At 37.8% G+C, this 20,797-nt stretch carries 18 protein-coding genes and 1 riboswitch; all 18 genes read right to left on the bottom strand.

All coding sequences use genetic code 11. The features are described from left to right. Window positions 1-27: 27 nt before the first annotated feature. Window positions 28-1,056: a DNA polymerase III subunit delta gene (gene holA / locus IGJ03_RS09005; RefSeq protein WP_002362655.1), complete on the bottom strand. Its 1,029-nt coding sequence runs from the start codon at window positions 1,054-1,056 to the stop codon at window positions 28-30. Window positions 1,057-1,113: 57 nt separating this feature from the next. Next, window positions 1,114-3,378 (bottom strand): DNA internalization-related competence protein ComEC/Rec2, encoded by a 2,265-nt coding sequence (locus IGJ03_RS09010; protein WP_375804613.1) that lies wholly within the window; start codon window positions 3,376-3,378, stop codon window positions 1,114-1,116. A gap of 34 nt (window positions 3,379-3,412) precedes the next feature. Continuing rightward, a complete protein-coding gene (locus IGJ03_RS09015) occupies window positions 3,413-3,916 on the bottom strand; it encodes a ComE operon protein 2 (protein WP_002356697.1) in 504 nt (167 codons plus the stop codon). 122 nt (window positions 3,917-4,038) lie between these two features. Continuing rightward, window positions 4,039-4,716, bottom strand: coding sequence for a helix-hairpin-helix domain-containing protein (locus IGJ03_RS09020; RefSeq protein WP_033626116.1), 678 nt, complete (start codon window positions 4,714-4,716; stop codon window positions 4,039-4,041). Window positions 4,717-4,778: 62 nt separating this feature from the next. Beyond that, window positions 4,779-5,849, bottom strand: coding sequence for a SepM family pheromone-processing serine protease (locus IGJ03_RS09025; protein WP_002382735.1), 1,071 nt, complete (start codon window positions 5,847-5,849; stop codon window positions 4,779-4,781). Continuing rightward, complete coding sequence (gene coaD / locus IGJ03_RS09030; protein ID WP_002356693.1) at window positions 5,836-6,327, bottom strand: pantetheine-phosphate adenylyltransferase; 492 nt, start codon at window positions 6,325-6,327, stop codon at window positions 5,836-5,838. The genes IGJ03_RS09025 and coaD overlap by 14 nt, the downstream gene beginning before the upstream one ends. Before the next feature lies 1 nt (window position 6,328). Then, on the bottom strand, window positions 6,329-6,922 hold the full coding sequence (gene rsmD / locus IGJ03_RS09035; RefSeq protein WP_375804597.1) for a 16S rRNA (guanine(966)-N(2))-methyltransferase RsmD: 594 nt from the start codon (window positions 6,920-6,922) through the stop codon (window positions 6,329-6,331). 59 nt (window positions 6,923-6,981) lie between these two features. Next, window positions 6,982-7,332 carry a YlbG family protein gene (locus IGJ03_RS09040; protein WP_002359714.1) on the bottom strand — a complete coding sequence of 117 codons (351 nt, stop codon included), beginning with the start codon at window positions 7,330-7,332 and terminating at the stop codon, window positions 6,982-6,984. Further along, entirely contained in the window at window positions 7,322-7,756 is a 435-nt protein-coding gene (locus tag IGJ03_RS09045) for a YlbF family regulator (RefSeq protein ID WP_375804596.1), read from the bottom strand. The genes IGJ03_RS09040 and IGJ03_RS09045 overlap by 11 nt, the downstream gene beginning before the upstream one ends. Continuing rightward, the gene (locus IGJ03_RS09050; RefSeq protein WP_002362207.1) at window positions 7,753-8,877 is read right to left on the bottom strand and encodes a CAP-associated domain-containing protein; all 1,125 of its coding nucleotides are present in this window, start codon (window positions 8,875-8,877) and stop codon (window positions 7,753-7,755) included. Before IGJ03_RS09050 ends, IGJ03_RS09045 begins: the two co-directional genes overlap by 4 nt. Window positions 8,878-8,893: 16 nt before the next feature. Further along, complete coding sequence (locus IGJ03_RS09055; protein WP_375804595.1) at window positions 8,894-12,322, bottom strand: pyruvate carboxylase; 3,429 nt, start codon at window positions 12,320-12,322, stop codon at window positions 8,894-8,896. A 32-nt stretch (window positions 12,323-12,354) separates the two neighbouring features. Beyond that, a complete protein-coding gene (locus tag IGJ03_RS09060; protein ID WP_002356686.1) occupies window positions 12,355-13,563 on the bottom strand; it encodes an FtsW/RodA/SpoVE family cell cycle protein in 1,209 nt (402 codons plus the stop codon). 3 nt (window positions 13,564-13,566) lie between these two features. Continuing rightward, window positions 13,567-13,872, bottom strand: coding sequence for a YlaN family protein (locus IGJ03_RS09065; protein ID WP_002356684.1), 306 nt, complete (start codon window positions 13,870-13,872; stop codon window positions 13,567-13,569). Window positions 13,873-14,098: 226 nt separating this feature from the next. Continuing rightward, window positions 14,099-15,868 carry a DNA helicase RecQ gene (gene recQ / locus IGJ03_RS09070; protein WP_002368957.1) on the bottom strand — a complete coding sequence of 590 codons (1,770 nt, stop codon included), beginning with the start codon at window positions 15,866-15,868 and terminating at the stop codon, window positions 14,099-14,101. Between the two features lie 317 nt (window positions 15,869-16,185). After that, window positions 16,186-18,021, bottom strand: coding sequence for a translational GTPase TypA (gene typA, locus IGJ03_RS09075; RefSeq protein WP_002356682.1), 1,836 nt, complete (start codon window positions 18,019-18,021; stop codon window positions 16,186-16,188). Window positions 18,022-18,242: 221 nt separating this feature from the next. Further along, window positions 18,243-19,025 carry an inositol monophosphatase family protein gene (locus tag IGJ03_RS09080; protein WP_077932788.1) on the bottom strand — a complete coding sequence of 261 codons (783 nt, stop codon included), beginning with the start codon at window positions 19,023-19,025 and terminating at the stop codon, window positions 18,243-18,245. Beyond that, on the bottom strand, window positions 19,026-19,304 hold the full coding sequence (locus IGJ03_RS09085; RefSeq protein WP_002356679.1) for a UPF0223 family protein: 279 nt from the start codon (window positions 19,302-19,304) through the stop codon (window positions 19,026-19,028). A 49-nt stretch (window positions 19,305-19,353) separates the two neighbouring features. Further along, window positions 19,354-20,619, bottom strand: coding sequence for a voltage-gated chloride channel family protein (locus tag IGJ03_RS09090; RefSeq protein ID WP_002356676.1), 1,266 nt, complete (start codon window positions 20,617-20,619; stop codon window positions 19,354-19,356). 76 nt (window positions 20,620-20,695) lie between these two features. Next, window positions 20,696-20,765, bottom strand: a riboswitch (Fluoride riboswitch). Window positions 20,766-20,797: the final 32 nt, after the last annotated feature.

A 20,797-nucleotide genomic window follows, 5' to 3' on the forward strand; every position in this document is an offset into this window, starting at 1 on the left:
TGTACAACGATTGCCTCTGGCATTTTCTTATTTTGCTTGTGCAGTCAATTTTAAAATAAATAATTGGAATAGTAATTCTTTATCCATTTGGCCCGTTTTCATGCGATAATCATTTTCAACTAATTCATCATAAAGTCTTTCTAATCGAGACAATTCAAATCGTCGGACTTGTTGTAACGCTAACTTGACTCGATAAGGATGAACCTTTAATGTATCAGCGATATTCGCTTGTTGATAGCCCATCTTAGCCAAAATTTTTGTTTGTAGAAAAAGGCGAATCTGATTCAATAAGATTGCATTTAACTTAATGGTTTCTTCTCCTTGTAAAAGTAAATCTTCATACAATTGAACAGCTTTTTCACTGTTTCCAGAAAGTACTTCGTTGGTTAAGTCAAAAACATTATGTTCCAAAGACTTAGGGACTAATTCTTGAACCGCACCTCGTGTAATTGTCTTCGTTTCAAGGGCATATAAATACAGCTTCTGTAATTCTCCCATAATTTTTGATAAGTTCAAGTCTGTCAATTGAAGTAATAAATCAAAAGCATCGGAGCGAATAGTGTACCCTTCGCTCTCAATCGTTTGAGAAATGTACTGACGAATAGCCTTTTCATCCATTGGATTGACGTCAACCACTGTGGCATTTTTTTTCAATGCTTTGGTAATTTTTTTGCGTTCATCTAATTTTTCATAAGAGGCCATAAAAACAAGAACAGTTGTTGGTGATGGACTTTCCAAATAATTCAATAAAAGATTGACATCATGTTCCACACCGTTTGTTTTTCTTTCGGCAGTTAAAAAGTAAGGATTTTCCACAAAGACAAGGCGATAATCACCAAAAAACGGAATTGTTTCCGCTTCAGCAATCGCTGCACTTAAAGGTGTTTCCTCCATATCAAATGAGAAAAAATTAAATTGATCATCCTCTTCCGTCAACAATTCTTTCATCAATGTTGTTTTAAATAATTCAGTTAAATAAAGTTCTGTTCCTATTAATAAATACACTGGAGCGATTTTTTGCTCTCGCACTTCTTTCAAAGCTTTTTGTAACTCCATTGGCTCGCTCCTTTTCTCGTTTCTCTTGTTTATCCTATCATGTTACTTCTGGAAATACTAGTCTTGTTCTTTAACAAATTTGGCTTTAGAAAGCCCTTGCCAAGGTAACCATTGATAATAAATCATTCCTTGAAGATCGGTCCGATAATAATTTATTTTTTGCTCCTCCAGCGTCGCTAATGTCTCCTGATGAGGATGTTTAAAACGATTATTCAGTCCAGCTGAAATCAATGCTTCTCGCGGATTAAGCTGTTTGATAAATCTTTTAGTAGACGACGTTTTACTACCATGATGACCGACTTTCAAGATGTCGATTTTCAACTGGGGATAGCGAGCCAACACTTGTTCTTCTCCTTCGGCTTCCAAGTCACCAGTAAATAAAAAATGTCGTCCGCCTAATTGTGTGGAAAACACTATCGAGTCATTATTGCCCCCAATACTGCTCTTATTTGGTGATAAAATTTGAAAAGAAACGGGCCCATTAATTCGCTTGGGCGCTAAAATTGGCCGACAGTCTGTCCCGCTTTTTTGGAGTTGTTTCAAGACTTGGCGAAACGAAAAATTGGCTTCAGCTGCTCCTTTAGGAAAATAAAGAACAGAAATTGGAACCTTCTGCGCAATGGCTAATAAATCGCCAAAATGGTCTTCATGTGCGTGTGTGATGATCACTTCATCTAAACGTTTGACTCCTTGACTTTTGAGAAAAGGAATCACTGAATATTCCGCTCCTGATCGACTATTTTTCCGTTGCTGCCAAGCTTCTTTGTCAAAAGACAACCGACCACCTGTATCAATCAGTGTATTTTTTCTGTGAAAAGGCGCTTGGATAAACAAACTATCCCCTTGGCCTACATCGATCATTGCAACAATGCCAATTGGCGAAAGGTATTTACTATTTATCAAAACAATTAGTAGTCCGATTGAGAAAAAAATTTTTTTAGACTTGTCTGCTAAATAAATCATTGAAAGTCCGATTAGTAATAGCAAACTAATTTGTATCCAAGTATTTAAATAGCCGATGGTCAGCTTCGGATTTAAGTGAACTAGCACCCACTCAAATAAGCCATTCATTGTTAAAAATAGCGGTTCGAGCAAGGCTGCTAAATAGCGTGCTGGCATAATAATCACTAGAAAAAAGCTCAACGTCAAAAGCGGTAACAAGAACCGTTCAAAAATTGGTAACAAGAGAAATGTTAAGAAACTTCCTAACAAGGGCCATTCATAAAATGATTGGACTAAAATAGGTAAGGAAGCCACAGCCAATAGGAAAGAGCCTAAACAATTTTTAATGAAAGGCGAAGAATAACCAACCAATGTTTGCTCTAAAAACAGCAGAACAAAGGAAAGTAAGTAACTAAATTGACCGCCGACTGAAAAAAAGAGGGTTGGCTGAACAATCAAGTGCACTAAGAGAGTTAAACTCCAACAATCGAGGGCCGGAACCTGCCAATTAAACCGTCGATTGAACGTATTGAGGTTTGTTTGTAAAAGCGCCCGCATGACACTGACTGAGAATCCTGTTAAACCAGCATATATCAGTGAAAAACCGCATTGCCACAAAAAATAACTTTCTTGCGTTCGGCGAGCAATTCTTAGCATTAGCAAGCGAAATAAACGAAGGAAAAAAGAAACATGCATCCCTGACAAACTAAAAAGATGCAAAATGCCTAATGCTGAAAATTTATCGCTTATTTCAGCAAATTCTTCATTACGAAAACCTAAGAGCAACGCATTCATATACATTGCACTAGTCTCACCAAAATTTTTCTGAATATGTACCATCGCCCACTTCCGCCAGCCGCTAATGATTTCTTTAAACCGCCAAGAAAAAAAGGAACGCTGTTGTCCTATCTCCTCAATGAATAAAATAGCTTCGATTCCTTGATTCTTTAAAAATAGTTGATAATTGAAGCCATTTTTGTTGGTTTGACCTTGGGGCGAGTCTAAAATACCTACAGCGGTTGCCTGAATGGTCGTGGTTAGTTGTTGCCATTGCTGTTTTTCTTTCACACTTTTTAATTGATAAAATGCCATCACTTTCTGCCTTTTGCCTTTTACGATCCAATTGGCAGGAAATTTTACTTGATCACCATCGACTTGTATTTCATCTGGCAATATCGTTAGCTGTCCTGACAAGCGGACATCTTTAGGCAACAAAGAGACTGGCTTTAACCACTGGAAAATCAATATGCCCCCTACTATTAAAAAACTGCACAAAAAACCTCCCAATATAACAGGAAAACTTTTTGTACAGACAATACGGATAACAGTGATAGAAAAAAGAAGAGCTCCTAATAGACTAGGTGCGAAAAAACACCACAGCCCACAACTAGTCAGCAGAGCTATGAAGAACCAATTATTCCTCAGCTGAGGAAGGATTGTCCTCAAGTGTGGCAAATTCTTCTCCCCATTGTAATTCGGCAAAATATTTTGGTACTAAAGTCACTTTTTCAACCGTGGCTCCTACTTGTTCAATTAAATTTAGGGCGTACGCATCATTACGGTAATCCTTTAAATAATAAATCTTTTTAATCCCTGCTTGTAAAATCATCTTTGTACATTGCAGGCAAGGGAAATGTGTCACATAAATTTCTGCCCCTTCTGTAGGGACGCCAAACTTCGCACATTGTAAAATTGCATTCATTTCTGCGTGGATTGTTCGAACGCAATGATTATCAACAACATAGCATCCTTCATCAATACAATGCGTTCCGCCACTGACTGAACCATTGTAACCTCCTGCAATAATTCGTTTGTCGCGAACAATGGTTGCTCCGACAGTTAACCGTGTGCAAGTACTTCTTAATGATAATAAGACGCTTTGTCCCATAAAATATTGGTCCCATGGAATTCGTTCCATAATAAACCTCCTTTATTTTTAATGACTCCTGTGTTCGATTTGCCAAATCATTTAATCTTATTACAAATAGTATGTTATCCGCATCCCATAGTCAAGAATTCTCAGGAATTTTCTGTTAAAAGTTAGCCAGTCACTGTCAACATGTCTTTTAAACGTTCTACTGTTTTCTCTCCAATACCTGGAACATTTTTCAGTTCCTCGACGGTTTTAAACGGTCCTTGTTCGTCACGAAAGCGAATAATCTCTTGTGCTTTTTTCGCACCGATTCCTGAAATCGTTTGTAGCTCTGCTTCTGTTGCCCTATTAAGGTTGATTTTTTCCTCCTGATTTTGCTGAGCAGGTGCTGATTCCTGCAGCGTTTCTAATGACTGTGGCACTGCTTCTCCTTTTTTGGGCACATAAATAATCATTTGATCTTTTACTTTTTGAGCGTAATTGACCTGGGCAGTATCAGCTTCCTCGCTCACTCCTCCAGCTAAAGCTAAAGCATCCCAAATCCGCTGCTGATTTTTTAGTTGATAGATTCCTGGTACTTTCACTGCGCCTTTAATATCAACATAGATCATTGTTTCTGCCCTTTCTTTTGTGGCATCTGTGGCGACCTCTGCCGTAGTGGTCAGACTTGTCTCCTCCCACATTGTGGTGTCTACTCGTGGCTCCTTATTAACCATCAAATAAATGCCCACTAATAGAGTTATCAAAATAACTATAGACGCGCCACTACCTAGCAATAGCCACTTTTTGGGTAACTGTTTCAACCAATCCATCGTTTGTCCTCCCTTCAAAATATAATTACGCATTTTTTAACAAAAAAATGCGCCTGGACCAAAAATCACTAGTAATTTTTGGCCCAGGCACACTTTTATTTTAATTTTTCTAGATAGTTCAAGGCATCTTGAACCGTTTTTACTGGGACAATTTTCATTTTTGTCCCAATTTTTTTCGCAGCTTCTTGTGCTTCTTGATAATTCGATTTGATTTTCGGTTCAACTTTTTTCATTTCTGAAGTTATTTCATCATCGGGTGCAAAGAAAATTTCTGCACCGTTCTCACTGGCTGTTACAACTTTTTTGTCAATACCACCGATTCTACCAACGATTCCTTGACTGTTCATCGTACCTGTTCCAGCAATTTCATGACCTTTACGTAAATCTTTATGACTTAATTGTTCATAGGTCTGCAAAGTAAACATTAACCCAGCCGATGGCCCACCAATATCACCCGCTTCAATAGATACTGGGATAGAAGAATCAATTTCTGTATGATCGGTCAAACCAATACCAATCCCCGCTTTTTTATCTGTTGGCAATTCAATTAATTTGCCGGTCGCTTCTTTTGCTTTGCCATCTTGAATAAATTGAACAGTGACTTTTTGATTCACTTTTTGTGCTTTAATGTAATTCATTAATTCTTCACTGCTTTTAAAAGATTTGCCATCCACGCCTGTCACGGTATCGCCAACTTCAATTTTTCCTTTAAAACTTGAGTTGTCTTCCATCGCTAACACATAGACGCCTTTAAATTTCATCTCATATGGAACCTTCGCTAATTTTAAGGCTTGCTCAATTGCGGCGTTTTTTGAGGAATCCATATAGTATTGTTGAATTCGATTATATTCGCTATTACTACTATCTCCCATTAATTCTTTTTTTGACATGACTTCTTGAAAATCCGAAAAGTTTGCTTTTATGGCAGAAAAAATAGTGGCCGAACGAATGCCCACCGTTGTTAAATAAAAAGCACCTGACTGCGTATCTTTTTTTCCATCAACAGTTACAAACTCTTTTAAATTTTCTGTCGTTCCTGGTCCTTCAATATAATAAGGAATTGGGACGATAAACAAACCAATTAGCAGCAATGCCAATACCATTGGAATGAGTGATTTAAACGAAAATTTTTCTGTTTTTTTATTCATTATTTTAGCTCCAGTCATTCTTCTTTTGTTTTAACGCATGATAAATATTGGGAGGAAGATAGTCAGACACATCGCCTCCAAAACGTAAAACTTCTTTTAGTAAACTGGAGCTTACATGTGCATATGGTTCTTCTGCTAATAGAAAAACCGTTTCAATTTCTGGCGCCAGATGTTGATTCATTTTAGCAATGTCTTTCTCGTACTCGTAGTCTTTGACGTTTCTAATGCCACGAATCAAAAAATTAGCCCCTAATGATTTTGCACTTTCCACAGTTAACTGGGTTTCTTGCATGATAACACGCACATTTGGCATTTCTTTAGTTGCTTCTTCAATTAAATATTTTTTCTCTTCTGGCGTAAATAATGTTTGCTTACTTGTATTTATAAAAACGCCAATGATGACTTCGTCAAATAACTTCGCACTGCGTTCAATCAAATTTAAATGACCATTTGTCATCGGATCAAAACTTCCGGGAAATAGAGCAATTTTACGCATCTTACGCCTCCTGACGATAAATCGTTACTTGAGTGATTCCGTAAACGGTTTCTCTTGTTTTTTCTAGTGTACCAATCGTTTCCGGTAATTTGACAGTTTTATCTGTTTCACAAACGATAACGGCTTCGTTTGTTAATAACTGCCGTTCTAACATCTTTTCTAATTGTGAAACAATTTTTTGTTTGGCATAGGGCGGATCCAATAAGACCAAATCAAATTGTAGCTTCTCTTCATAAAACTGTTCTAAGGCACGATTAGCATCCATTTTTCTAACTTCAAATTTTTCTGGTTCTTTTGTAATCGCAATATTTTCTTTAATTACTTTTAGTGCAGCAAAATTCTTTTCAATACAAATACTTTTGTCCATTCCACGAGAAACGGCTTCAATCGCTAACCCGCCACTTCCTGAATATAAATCCAGCGCCATTCCACCATCGAAATATGGACCAATCATATTAAAAATAGATTCTTTTACTTTATCTGTTGTAGGCCTAGTATTGTCGCCATCTAACGCTTTCAGGCGCCGGCCACCATATTCTCCAGAAATAACACGCATTGTTTCGACTCCTTTATCAATCATTCTTTTATAATTCATTATAACAAAAAGAGTGAAAAATGTTTGAAATTTCTCATAACATTTCTCACTCTTTTGCATTAGACATTCTCTGCTAAGCGAATCTCTGTAGATAATTCCTCTACTACATAGCCGTCGTCTTCTTGTTCTTGATAAGCCGCTTTGGTACCAATTTTTTCAGCAAAATTCATTTCGACATCTGGTCGATACGATTTATCGACACTACGAACAAAATGTAACTGATTAATTTTTTCCATGTTACTTTCAATATTTTCTTCATTCATGTAAATCACCACATATTTCATTTTTCGTGAAACATAGTGAATCAGTCCATATCGGCGTAACTGTTTTAACGGTTTTAATGTGTATACCCAAACAATTAGGCAACGACGCTCTTGAAGCGTAAATTCTTTTTCTTCTTTAGCTTGCATGGCAGCTTCCTCCACAACCTGAATGTTTCTTTCCTCGTTCAAAGAAAGGATTTCCAGCATCTACTTTAATATCTTCAGAAATTAGTTGCGCAATCTTTAAACCAATTGTATCTAGCAACGTTTGAACGTTTGTCTCAGCAAAACGATAATTTGCAACGATTTCATTTAAATCAAGCGCCCGCTTCGCTTTACGTAGGGCTCGTTGTTTCTCCCGAAAATCGGGTGCATGAATTCCATAAGTTTCTACTCGTTCAAAGGCTGACTTAGCTTCTAAAAATGCTTTTTGTAACTGAGCAACTTCCGCCGAAGCATACATAGCTTTTTTTGTTTCTTTATAGTTTTGAACAGCATCACTTTCTAAAAGTGCTGAAATTAAGCATTCTGTTTGATCTTCAATTGCAAATAAATGTTCTGTCACAATCATAACTTTTCACTACTCTCCGTGATTTGCCTATTTTCTGGTCGTTTCTCTAATAAGACTAACACACCTTCATTGGAAAAGGCAACGCCCAATTCTGTCGTTTCTGACTCAGCAAAATAGCTATCATATTGCGGGTCCGAAAACCATGACAAAATAGTAAAGGTACTATCATAAACAGGTTCTTGGAAAATACCTGCTGGTTCTCTCAACGAAAGTTTGCTCGTTTTAACTAATAAAGAAAATTCGTCCTTAGTCAAATGAAAGGGATGAATGGCTGTATGTTCCTCTCTCGTTTGTAACAATTCTGCTTGTCGATTTGCCGACAAAATTGTTGGTGTATGGTTAGCCAGCGTTTGATACAATGTTTGGGCATCTTTTTGACTTTGTGTAGAGACTGAAAAAGCAGCTTGATTTTCTTGCTGTTTAACCAGATTCATGACATAAATCGCTTGGTTACTTTGAACAGGATCGAAGGTCATTGACTGCGTTATATCAACTGGCAAAGGAGAACCTTCATTTAATTGATACGGCATTTCCGTGAGCAACGTTTCTTTATTGACATAATTAACTGCCATTAAACCGCCTGTCCGCTGATTAAAAAATAACACCGCAAAACTGCCATTATCAAAAGCAACCAGTGGTCGATAGTTCATATCTTCTTCCATCAGCTCGACATCGTAAGCTTCATGATGAAAATTAAATGCAAAATTCGAATAAATCGTCATTAAATCAGACAAGTCAGCAAGCTTCATATCTATTTTAAACGGTTCTATCATTTTGTCATTGTTAAAGGCCTTAATTGCGATGACTTTATTTTCTCGAACGTTGACTTCTAAGTAATCATTCATCGTCAAACCGAACGTCCATAATTCATACGTACGACCTGTTTTAATTTTTTCTTTAGGATTGCCAAACTGGCGGATAAAGGTTTCCACATCTTTCCCTATGTATGCTGCGTAGCCAGAAGCTGGCAATTCTTCATGAGGAACAGCGGTGTGAGCGCTAGATAAGCGCCCACTTTGAGCTGTTTCGGTTGGTTTTTCAGCAGGGAAAAAAACTGGCTCTAAATATCCGATGAGTAGAACTGTTAAAAAAACAGCAGTAAAGGCCCAAAATCGCTTCATTTTTTCCCCTCTCATCTTATTTTTCTTTTACTTCTAATAACAAATCACCTGAGCTGATTGCTTCGCCTTCTTCAACATAAATGTGATCTACCGTGCCCGCAAAACGTGCTTCGATAGTCGTTTCCATTTTCATGGCTTCTGTAATCAGCAACGGCTGACCTTTTTCTACTTTATCGCCACGTTTGACCAATACTTGTAGAACAGAACCAGACATCGTTGCGCCGATTTGTTCTTTATTAGTTGGTTCCGCCTTTTGTTTTACTTGAACAGCAGACTTAATGGAGGCATCTTTAACTAAAACCTCACGACGTTGCCCATTCAAATTGAAGAACAAGACACGGTTTCCGTCAATATCAGGTTCGCCAATTTCATCTAAACGAATAATTAACGTTTTTCCTCGTTCAATTTGAACTTCCAATGTCTCTCCTTGACGAATACCATTAAAGAATGTTGGCGTATCTAATAAGGTTATATCTCCAAAGGTTTCGTATTTTTGACGATACTCTAAAAATACTTGTGGATACATTAAATAACTTAAAACTTCTTCCAATTTAGGTTGATACCCAATTTTTTCGGCTAATTCTTCTTGTACTTTTGCAAAATCAACAGGTGCTGCTAAGTCACCTGGCCGCTCTGTGAAGGCTGGTCGACCTTTTAGAATAATTCGTTGGAGCTCTTTCGGGAACCCACCAACTGGTTGACCTAAATCACCTTGGAAAAAAGTCACAACGGATTCAGGAAAACTTAGTTCTTCACCACGCGCATAAACATCTTGTTCTGTCAGATTATTTTGAACCATGAAGAGTGCCATGTCTCCCACGACTTTTGAAGATGGCGTCACTTTTACAATATCGCCAAACATCAAATTCACTGTGTGATACATTTTTTTGATTTCATCCCAACGGTGCCCTAAGCCTACCGCTTTTGCTTGCTGCTGTAGATTAGAGTATTGACCACCAGGCATTTCATGCATATAGACTTCTGTTTGCGGGGCATTTAACCCATTTTCAAATGGTTGATAATACATGCGCACATCTTCCCAATAATGATTGATTTTCTGTGCATTATCAATGTTAATAGTTGGCGTCCGTTCACCATTGACTAAAGCATAATATAGACTGTTCATACTTGGCTGGCTAGTTGCGCCACTCATCGCACTCATTGCGACGTCAACAATATCAACGCCCGCTTTAGTAGCTGCTGAATAAGTGATGATCCCATTGCCACTAGTGTCGTGAGTGTGGAGATGAATTGGTAAATCCGTGGCTGCCTTTAATTCACTAATTAAACGATAAGCAGCTTGTGGTTTCAATAAGCCAGCCATATCTTTAATCGCAATGATTTGTGCCCCTAAATTTTCCAATTCTTTAGCCATATCAAGGTAATATTGAACATTATATTTTGCTCGGGCTGGATCATTGATGTCCCCAGTATAACAAATTGCTGCTTCCGCAATTTTTCCGGTATCCCGAACGACTTGAATACTTTTTTCCATTTGAGGAATCCAGTTTAAGCTATCAAAGATTCGGAAAACATCGACTCCTTGGCGAGCGGATTCTTTAATAAATTCTTCAATAACATTATCAGGATAATTTTGATAGCCTACCGCATTAGATCCTCTGAACAGCATTTGTAAAAGTGTGTTTGGCATCAACTGACGAATTTTTCTTAAACGTTGCCATGGGTCTTCGGTTAAGAAGCGATAGGCAACATCGAACGTAGCGCCACCCCACATTTCACTAGAAAACAGCTCAGGCAGGGCTGCATCAGTTAGACCAGCAATTGCTTTAAAATCTTGTGTTCTCACACGAGTAGCTAATAAACTTTGATGCGCATCACGGAACGTGGTATCTGTCATTAACACACTTTCTTGATTCTTAATCCAATCGATGACGGCGGTTGCTCCTTGAGCGTCTAGAATATTTTTAGCTGTGATCACTTTTTCTGGAACTTCAATATCTGTCGGCACGCGCGGAGCTTCAAAATATTTTTTCTCCGTTCGTTCAATGCCAGGGAACCCATTGACCGTTACTTCTCCAATGTATTTCATCGTTTTATTGCCACGATCGCGCATACGAGGAAATTCAAATAATTCAGGTGTATTATCAATAAAGGTTGTTTTGGCTTCGCCAGATTGAAACGCTGGATAGCTCACAACATTTTGTAAAAACGGAATATTTGTTTTCACGCCACGAATCCGAAATTCTTTTAAGCAGCGTTGCATTTTACTGATTGCCTGTTCAAAAGAGAAACCATGCGTACAGACTTTAACCAATAAAGAATCAAAGTAGGGCGTCACAGCGTAGCCAGAATAAGCATTCCCTACATCTAAACGCACACCAAAACCACCTGGTGAACGATACGTATCGATTTTCCCTGTATCTGGCATAAACTGGTTCAGTGGATCTTCAGTCGTAATCCGACATTGAATAGCCGCGCCTTTTAATGTCAATTCGTTTTGTTCTGGCAAATGCATATCTTTATGCAAATCAAGCCCTTGCGCAATTTGTAATTGAGAGATCACAATATCAATATCTGTAATCATTTCTGTGATAGTATGTTCTACCTGAACACGAGGATTCACTTCAATAAAATAAAACTGATCCCCTTCTACTAAAAACTCAACCGTTCCCGCATTCACGTAGCCGACATGCGCCATTAACTGCACAGCAGCCGAACAAATGGCTGCTCGTTGTTCTTCATTCATTGATACACATGGTGCGACTTCTACCACTTTTTGGTGGCGCCGTTGAACGGAACAATCACGTTCAAATAAATGCAAGACGTTCCCATGATGATCGCCTAAAATTTGTACTTCGATATGTTTAGGATTAGAAATATACTTTTCAACATAAACCTCGTCAGAACCAAAGGCTGCTTTCGCTTCACTTTTTGCTCTTTCGTAACCTTCTCGTGCTTCTTTGGCATCGTGGGCAACGCGCATCCCGCGACCGCCGCCACCTAAAGCAGCTTTAATCATGATAGGAAAGCCATGCGTTTCACCAAAAGCTACGACCTCTTCCACCGTTGCTACTGGCCCGTCTGAGCCTGGAATCGAAGCAATCCCCGCAGCTACAGCTGCTTCTTTCGCTTTAATTTTATCGCCAAAAATATCTAAATGATGTGTTTTAGGTCCAACAAAAATGATTCCTTCTTCTTCACAACGTTCGGCGAAGCGTAAGTTCTCTGATAAAAAGCCATAACCAGGATGAATGGCATCTGCTCCCGATTTTTTGGCAATTTGGATAATATTTTCAATGTCTAAATAGGCTTCAATTGGTTTTTTCCCCTTACCAACTAAATACGCTTCATCTGCTTTGAAACGATGAACAGAATACTCATCTTCTGCAGCATAAATCGCTACTGTACGGATATCTAATTCTGTACAAGCTCTAAAAATTCGAATCGCAATTTCGCCACGATTGGCAACTAATACCTTTTTCATAACGTCACTCCTACCATCAATTTCCTTCAAATTTATTGGTTCTGTTCTAAAGATAAATAGTACTCATTTTCTAATTTCTGACGTGTTTCATCTGCACTGATATTCAGGACAAAGGCCACAGCAATCGAAATAATCAGCAAACTATTCCCACCTTGACTCAAGAACGGGAAAGTAATTCCTGTTAATGGAATAATCCCAGTAATCCCACCAACATTAATAAAGACTTGAATTAATAACATTGTACCAATTCCAATACACATTAGTGAATTAAAAGGTTTCTTCGAGCGTACACCGACTAAAATAATTCGCGCAATCATAAACATCAACAATCCTAAAATCGCTAGACCGCCGATAATGCCTAACTCTTCTAAAGTAATCGCAAAGATAAAGTCCGTATGTGCTTCTGGTAAAAAGCCTTTTTTCTGAACACTATTCCCTAGACCTTTGCCAAACCAGCCGCCATTACTGATTGCATAATAAGAATTAGCTAACTGATGGCCTAAGTTCCGTTCATCTAAAAATGGATTTTTAAAAACAGCAAAACGATTATAAATATATTGATAACGTGCTGGGAAAATTTTTCCTTTAGACATAATTAATAACTGAATAGCCGTGATACTACCTAAAATGCCCAAGCCACCGACCAAGTAGGTATACATATAATTAATCCCACTTGCTAAAACCATCACGATGGTAATTAATGTTAGAATAGCCGCATTCCCGAAGTCAGGCTGGATTGCAACTAGAGCAATTAATACAAAAACGAGCATCAACGGGCGCCCGGCAGCTTGTTTAAATTGATCCATGCCTCCATTAATTGTCTTTTGTCGCCGTGCTAAAATATAAGACAGATACCAGACAACCATGATTTTTAAATACTCAGCTGGTTGCATCGAAAATCCACCAATCTCAATCCAACCACGTGCGCCATTAATTTCTTTCCCAATACCAGGAATCCGAACGGCTAAAACCATAACCGTAATTACTGCAATGGCAAACATGATAAAACTTCGATTCTGGAAAACGGATGTTTTCATCTTATAAATAAAAAACATTGCAACTAACCCTACTACCCAAAAGGCAACCTGGTTAATAACGAATGAGGTAGGTGAAAAACCTTTCATTACTTGTAATGCGGATGTGGAACTATATACCATAATCAATCCCACGATACTTAAAATTAAATATGGAATAAAAATACTATAGTCTAGCAAATGCCGTTTCTTTACTTTGTTTGGCAAAGCTTAACCCTCCTTGCCAATCTCGTTTTTTTCTTGTGTTTCTTCATAAACATCTGTATATAATTGATTCAATTCGCGTTCTAAATCACTTAGTAAGCGATGTCCTTCATCATTAGTTAAAATCCCCAAACGGGTCGCATAGGTCACTTGTCTTGAAAAACCATACATTTGTGTATCCACCACTTCTTCAAATGCTTTACATTGAGAAATGCACAAACTGTTTTTTTGATTACGAATAAGCATTTTAATGCGTTCTGCATCGTCTTCTAATAATTGAATGGCAAATTTCTTTGAAATTCCTTCGTCCATTTGTACAGAACCTCCCTATCTTAATTAAATAATTATAACATAATTCTCAGTTAGATACATGATGATTTCAGAAAATTTACTTTAAGAAATTTTCTGAAACCAAGCGATATATTAAGTAAGAAATCTCTTTATATAACAAGCTTATTTTATCAATACAACAACAAATACATTAAAAGACTTTTTTCTTATTTTCTGCTTTTAATTTTAAATAAAATAACAAACTATATCATTTTTTTGTCTCTTGATATTCTTTAATTACTTCTAAAAAGGCGGTGCCATATTTATCTAATTTATTTTGGCCGACCCCTTTTATTTGCAATAATTGAATCGTTGTTTGCGGTAATTTTTCACACATTTCTTTAAGTGTACTATCGGAAAAGACTACATATGGCGGCACGCCTGCCTCTTGAGCCATGTCCATACGTAATTCGCGTAATCGTTCAAACAAGGCATCATCCACTGCTACTTTTCGAACTTTTTGGTCTTCTTTTCGGAAGACTTTACGTTCCCCTAAAAGCACCTGAACACCTTCTGTCGAGACTGATAACAACGGAAATTGCCCATCAGAAGGAATTAAATAACGTTCTGCTGTCAAATAATCAATCAGCTGTGTGACTTCTTTTTGCGTGCGACCTTTCATTAGTCCGTATGTTGGCAAACGATCAAAATGCCATTGATCAATTTTTTGATCTTTTGAGCCAGTCAAGACTTTACCAACTAAGCCCTTACCGAAACGTTCTCCCATACGTTTTACACAAGACAAGACTTTTTGGGCATCGACCGTAATATCGACTAATTCTCGATTATCCAGACAATTCGAGCAGCGACCACAGTCCGTCCCTTCTTCACCAAAATAGCGTAAAATATATTTTTGTAAACACATTTGTGCATTCGCATATTGTGACATTTCCCGTAATTTCAAGTACTCTTTCTGCTTATAATCAATGGTCATTTCAGATTGTTCAATAAAGTATTGTTGAATTTGCAAGTCTTGTGGAGCAAACATTAACACAGCATCACTAGGCAGACCGTCACGACCAGCTCGGCCGGCTTCTTGGTAATAAGATTCAATATTCCCTGGTACTTGTGCGTGAATGACAAAACGAACATTACTCTTATTAATCCCCATACCAAAGGCATTTGTTGCTACCATCACTTGCACTTGATCATACAAGAATGCTTCTTGATTTTCACTACGTAACTGTTCACTCATGCCCCCATGATACATCCCAGCCGCAATTTTTTTATTTTCTAATAAATGATAAATTCGTTCAACTTCCTTCCGCGTGCTTGCATAGATAATACCTGATTGCCCAGTATTCATCTTTAAATATTCCAAAAGAAAAACGTCTCTGTTTTGATCTTTCACGACTTGAAAAGATAAGTTTTCTCGAGCAAATCCTGTTTTGATTTCATTTTCTGATGGAATTCTTAATTGCTTGACAATATCCTCCGCTACTTGTGGCGTTGCTGTAGCTGTTAGTGCAATCACAGTTGGTTGCTGTTGAAATTGATCAATAATCTCCGCTAAACGCAAATAGCTCGGACGAAAATCATGCCCCCATTGTGAAATACAGTGTGCCTCATCTACTGCCAATAAATCAATTGGTACATGTGTCAGCATCTGTTGAAAATCATAAGATTCTAATCGCTCTGGCGCAACATACAATAGCTTGACTTCTTTGTTAACCGCTAATTGAATACGATGATTCATTTCTTGATAGGAAATGGTACTATTGATATATGTAGCTGGAATCCCCATTAAATTCAGGGCATCTACTTGATCTTTCATTAAAGAAATTAATGGTGAAATCACCAATGTTAAATTATCCAGAAGTAAGGCTGGCAACTGATAACAAATCGATTTGCCTCCACCTGTTGGCATAATGCCTAAGACATTTTCTTGTCGCAATACATGACGAATAATCGTTTCTTGTCCTGGCCGAAAATCATCATAGCCAAATGTATCTTTTAATAATTCTTGTAATGCACTCATTTATTGCGCTCCAATCTTTGTTCTACAAGTCATTTTAACACGCTAATCTAACAGGAACAAGGTGTGTTAAAACAAGACACAATCGTGAAACACCAGTTAACGTGAAACATCAAAAAGAATGAAAAATTGTGAAAGCTTGCTATCAAAAGCTTTCAAAAATAGCGGCATTTGCTTGTTGTGGATAACGAGTAGTTATCCACACATAAAAAAATAACCTTATCTTAAAATACGCATTAATCCGTTTTTGCCATCAAAAAAACCAACTATTTTCGTAGTAAAACGAGCATAGTTGGTTTAAATGTTTATTTGTCGAAAAATTATTCAGCTTTTTTCTTTTTCTTGCTTGCTTTTTCGCGTTCGTTTTTGTTAAGAATTTGTTTTCTTAAACGGATGCTTTCTGGTGTTACTTCACAGTATTCATCTTCATTCAAGAATTCTAATGATTCTTCTAACGTTAATTTTTTCGGTTTTTTAATGACTGATGTTTGGTCTTTCGTTGCCGAACGAACGTTAGTCATTTGTTTAGCTTTTGTGATGTTCACAGTTAAATCGTTGTCGCGGTTGTTTTCCCCAACAATCATTCCTTCGTAAACTTCTGTCGTTGGTTCAACGAAAACTGTACCACGTTCTTCAATACTCATGATTGAGTAAGTCGTTGCTTTACCAGTATCGATTGAAACTAGCGCACCTTGATGACGGCCGCCAATCGTTCCTTGAATCATTGGTAAGTATTGATCGAAGGTGTGGTTCATAATACCATAACCACGAGTCATTGATAAGAATTCTGTTGAATAACCAATTAAGCCACGAGCTGGTGCTAAGAAGATTAAACGCATTTGTCCGTTACCGGCATTAATCATATCTTGCATTTCGCCTTTACGTAAACTTAGGGATTCAATCACGCTACCCATGTATTCTTCAGGTGTGTCAATTTGAACACGTTCAAATGGTTCACATTTAACCCCATCAATTTCACGCTCAATAACTTCTGGACGAGAAACTTGTAATTCATAGCCTTCACGACGCATGTTTTCAATTAAAATTGATAAATGCAATTCGCCACGGCCTGATACAGTCCAAGAATCTGGGCCAATTGGATCAACACGTAAAGATACGTCTGTTTGTAATTCAGCCATTAAACGTTCTTCGATTTTACGAGCGGTGATGTATTTCCCTTCACGTCCCGCAAATGGAGAATTGTTAACTAAGAAAGTCATTTGTAAGGTTGGCTCATCAATGTGTAGAATTGGTAATGCTTCTTGATTGTGAACATCTACAACTGTTTCCCCAACGAAAATGTCTTCCATTCCGGAAACGGCAATTAAATCGCCCGCTTTTGCTTCATCAATTTCCACACGTTGTAAGCCAAAGAAACCTAAAATTTTCGTTACACGGAAATTTTTCACGCTGCCATCTAATTTCATCAACGCAACTTGGTCGCCGACTTTCATTGTGCCACGGAACACACGGCCAATCCCAATACGTCCAACGTAATCGTTGTAGTCTAGTAATGAGACTTGGAATTGAAGTGGCTCGTCTGAATTATCAACTGGAGCTGGCACATGTTCAATAATTTTATCAAAAATTGGGGCCATTGTTGGCTCTTGATCTGCTGGATCATCTGATTCACTTGAAGTTCCGTTTAAAGCAGAAGCATAAACAACTGGGAAATCTAATTGATCGTCGTCTGCACCTAATTCGATGAATAACTCTAAAACTTCATCTACTACGTGTTCAGGACGAGCAGAAGGTTTGTCAATTTTGTTAACAACCACGATTGGTGTTACTTTTTGTTCTAATGCTTTTTTCAATACGAAACGTGTTTGAGGCATTGTTCCTTCATACGCATCGACAACTAAAACAACACCGTCTACCATTTTCATGATACGTTCTACTTCACCACCGAAGTCCGCGTGTCCTGGTGTATCTAGAATGTTGATACGTGTACCGTTATAATCTACGGCTGTATTTTTTGCTAAGATAGTAATTCCACGTTCACTTTCAAGTGCATTGGAATCCATTGCACGTTCTTGTAATTGTGTGTGTCCATCTAAAGTGTCAGATTGTTTTAAAAGTTCATCTACTAAGGTTGTTTTACCATGGTCAACGTGGGCGATAATTGCCACGTTACGAATATCATCTCTGTATTTCAATTTAATTGCTCCTTATCTATATACGCTTATGTTACTTAAGTCCATAAAAGCCGACTGCTTATTATAGCAAACTTTTTTCATTAAAAAAAGGCTTTCGCCTGCAAAAATAATGAAAGTTTTAGAAATTATTCGGCTTTTTCTGAAAACAAGGACATTTTTTTTACAAACTTTTCTCTTTTAAAAGAGGAAGAGCCTTACCTTTCAGCAACGCTCTTCTTTGATTATTCCGATTCATTTAAATACTGGGTAAATACTTCATCATAGGTTTCAGGCGTTGCTGCAATAAAGTATTCACGACCCGCAAAAGTTAATGGTTTTCCTGTAATACCAGAGTATTTAAACCCAAATTCTTCCAAAAGTACTAAGCCTGCTGCATAATCCCAAGGACTTAGATTAGATAAATAGCCATGATGGTTGCCTTTTAACATGGCGATAATTTCCAAGCCTGCACAACCGCTAATACGCACGCCCATGCTTGCTTGTCCGATTTCCGTTGCGTGATGAATATTTTTTCCATGCATGTAAGCATTCATGCCCCATAATCCATCTGCCAAGGCTTTCATAGTAGGCGCTTTTAATAATTGATTATTCCGATAAACGCCAAGCCCTTTGCCGCCCCAATAAAGTTCTTCTCGCATCACATCATAGATAAAACCTAATTTACCAATGCCGTCTTCATAAACAGCTAACATAATACAAAAATTTTCTCTTTCCATCACGAAATTCATTGTGCCATCAATCGGATCGATGATCCACACGCGACCAGCAAAACTTTTTAAAGTATTGTAGCCTTTTTCTTCCCCTAAAATTTGATCTTCGGGAAAATTTGTTTGAATTTTATTCATTAAAAATTCTTGGGTTTGTTCATCCATATTTGTCACTAAATCGGTGCGGCCATTTTTCTGTTGAACGGTTAACTCTGATTCCAAGTTCATTCGAATAACATCGGCTGCTTCAAAAAGCCAACTTTGAATTGTTTGAATAAATTTTTGCGTTTCAGTCATCTAATCATCCCCCAGCTTTAATTTACCGCTTCCCTGTTTTTTAGCTTGTTGAAGCGTACGATATAACGAATATCCTGAAGCATTTTCAAATTCACGACCTAAGCGTTTTTCTTCGCCGATACTTTTAACGACCGTTTTAAATTGTTGATAAGTTGTTAAAAATTTGTCAACAGGCAAGCCTGTTTCGTTGGCTTGCTCAACTGCTGTCCACATATTAGTGACAATCACCATTTCCTCTGTCGTCCAATCTAAATCTAATGGATATTGATAGTCTTTCATGTCTTCACCTCATCTTCTCTAGTTTAGCATATTTTCATAAAAAAACATCTTATTTACGTCGATTTTTTAATGCATTAAAGAGAGGATATTCTGCTGTTCCTTTGCGATACAAACTTTGTTGCGAAGCATAAATACCGCTATTTCCTGAACACATAAAACTGATTAAGCAGACCATGAAAAAATAGACTGCCGCTTCACTACCAAATAGTTCAATGCCCATAATGAAACAAGCAATCGGCGTATTCGTGGCGCCAGAAAAAACACCAATAAATCCTAAACCTGCTAAAAAAGGAATTGACAGATGTAACAAAGGGGCCAAAGAACTACCTAACGTAGCCCCAATTTCAAACAATGGCGTCACTTCTCCTCCTTGGAATCCGGCACCCAAGGATAACACCGTAAAGAATAATTTCCCAACAAAATCAAAAGGCTGCGCATTGCCTGCAAATGCATCTTCTAATAAAGGTAAACTCAAGCCTAAATAACGTTGGTTGTTTAAGACGAGCACAAACAGAACGACAATGGACGCCCCAAGAAACGCACGAAGGTAGACATTAGCAAACCAATTTGCATAGGTCTTTTTTAAAAAGACAATGGAACGACTAAAAACCCAACCTGCCAAACCAAAACAAATCGATGCCAAAAATAATTTTACAAATAGTTCAACCGACCAAGTCGGAATTTTGCCCATCGGATAATGCGTATGTGTTACACCAAAACTTTCAGTCACAAAATTAGCAAATAAGCCTGCAAAAAAACTTGGGAAAAGTGCCTCTGCACGAACTTTTCCAATCGCCAAAACTTCTAATCCGAAAACCGTTCCCGCTAATGGTGTGCCAAAAACAGAACTAAAACCTGCACTAATTCCGCTAATAATAATTACTTGTCGTTCCAAAGCGGACAGTTTAAAGACTTTTCCTACAGCATTTGCGATTGCGCCCCCCATTTGCACCGCCGTCCCTTCACGACCAACAGAACCACCAAATAAGTGCGTAGTAATCGTGCCAAACAACGTTAAAGGAATTAAGCGCAAGGGAATATCTTCTTCCCCGCCATTGCCTTGTTCAATCACTAAGTTATTTCCTCGGCTAGCATTTTTCCCAAAACGCGTATAGAAATACGTAAAAACGACACCGCTAATAGGGAGGATAAAGAGTAACCAAGGATTTGCTAAACGAACATCTGTTACATAGGTAAGACTCTTTAAGAAAAAGGCGGATAACGCCCCCATAAATAAACCAATAATTGCGGTAATGAGCAACCATTTTGCCATATAACCGCCGATTGATAGTAGTTGCTTTGTTTCTTTTTTCACTTTACATGCTCCTTTACAATTTTCTTATCGCCAATCCTAGCGTACAGAAAAAGCCTACCAAAGGGTACACTTCTCCCGTTTGGTAGGCGTCATTAATTTATTCGTCCGATAAATAGTTCGTGGTGAACACCATCACCATGTTGCTATTAAACTATTAAAAATAATACCACGCAACTCT

This window comes from Enterococcus sp. DIV1315a (assembly GCF_051712325.1).
In the GTDB taxonomy this organism is placed as follows: domain Bacteria; phylum Bacillota; class Bacilli; order Lactobacillales; family Enterococcaceae; genus Enterococcus; species Enterococcus faecalis.